The sequence below is a fragment of the Kineococcus vitellinus genome, from assembly GCF_009906315.1.
GTDB classification, from domain to species: domain Bacteria; phylum Actinomycetota; class Actinomycetes; order Actinomycetales; family Kineococcaceae; genus Kineococcus; species Kineococcus vitellinus.
On sequence record NZ_JAAALL010000549.1, the window covers coordinates 1 to 1,358 of the forward strand.

Here is a 1,358-nt window from a genome sequence, read left to right on the forward strand (position 1 = left end):
GGGACGGCCGCCCCGCACGTGCGCCCGCCGTGGCGCTCGCCGCTGGCGTGGGCGGTGACGGCGTTCATGGGCCTGCAGTCGGTGCAGTTCTACGTCCTGCTGTCCTGGCTGCCGACGGTGCTGCACGAGCGCTCCGGGGCGGACGCCGCCTCCGCGGGGTGGTTGCTGTCGCTCCTGCAGGTCGCCGGCGTCGTCGGCAGCCTGCTCGTGCCCGTCGTCACCGGCCGCTCGGCGACGCGGGCCCGGCGCGCGGCCGTCGGCTCCTCCCTGCTGTCGCTGCTGGGCCTGGTGGGCCTGCTCGCGCTGCCGCAGGCGCCGGCCGTGCCGGTCGCGGTGACCGGTCTGGGCATGGGCGGCTCGGTCGTGCTGGCGCTGGCGGCGATGTCCTCGCGGGCCGCCGACGGCCGGGTCGCCGTCGCGCTGTCGGGGATGGCGCAGTCGCTGGGCTACCTCGCCGCGGCGCTGGGGCCCGTCCTCGTCGGCGCGGTGCACACCGCGAGCGGCAGCTGGACGCCGCCGCTGCTGCTGGTGGCCGCGGTCGCCGCCGTGCAGCCGCTCGCGGCGCGGGCCGCCGGGCGCGACGCGCTCGTGCGCGCCTGAGCGGGTGCTCCTCAGCCGTGGTCGGCGCAGTGCCCGTCGGAGCCCGTGGCGGCGGGCTCGTCGGTGACCGACCACTGGATCGTGGGGCGCCCCGCCACCCGGAACTGCCCGCCGTGCACGTCCAGCCCCCGCGGCCAGCCCGCGGGCGAGTCCTCCCACTCCTCCTGGCGCCCGTAGGCGGTGCGGTCCAGCAGCGCGTAGCTCCACGCCATCGCCTCCACGCCCCGGCCGGTGGTCCACCAGGTCTCGTGCACCTCCTCGCCCCGGCGCAGGTAGGCGGCCAGGAAGCCGAAGCCCCGGCCCGCGAGCAGGTCCTCGCAGCCGCGGGCGGAGTACCACGGCAGCCGGTTGCCCACGAAGTCCGCGTACGGCCGGCTCTCCTCGTAGCCGCCCTGGCACAGGACGGCCAGGGTGGTGTCGCGGGCGTGCAGGTGCTCGGGGCGCTGGGCGTTCGCGGTGAAGAACGTGCACCCCTCGCACTGGCCCTCGGGCGGCTGCCCGTCGTGCCACATGTGGAAGTAGGCCAGCAGCTGGCGCCGGCCCTCGAAGACCTCCACGAAGGGCACCGGCCCGTCGGGGCCGACGACCGCGGCGCCGGCGGGCACCGGCGTCATGGGCAGCCGGCGGCGGGCCGCGGCGATGGCGTCGCCCTCGCGGGTGTGCGCCTTCTCGCGCACGAGCAGCTCGTCGCAGGCGGCCTGCCAGCTCGCGCGGTCGACGACCTGCGGAGCGGCGGTGGCGGGGACGGGGTGGAGCGG

The 1,358-nt window shown here is 77.9% G+C and carries 2 protein-coding genes; one reads left to right on the forward strand and one right to left on the reverse strand.

Features of this window, described 5'->3' with window-relative positions:
- On the forward strand, window positions 1-600 hold a 600-nt coding region (locus GTQ99_RS23315; RefSeq protein WP_166618026.1), incomplete at its 5' end, for an MFS transporter.
- An 11-nt stretch (window positions 601-611) separates the two neighbouring features.
- Here GTQ99_RS23315 and GTQ99_RS23320 read toward each other — a convergent pair.
- A partial coding sequence (locus GTQ99_RS23320) for a DUF899 family protein (protein WP_166618027.1) occupies window positions 612-1,358 on the reverse strand: 747 nt, incomplete at its 5' end.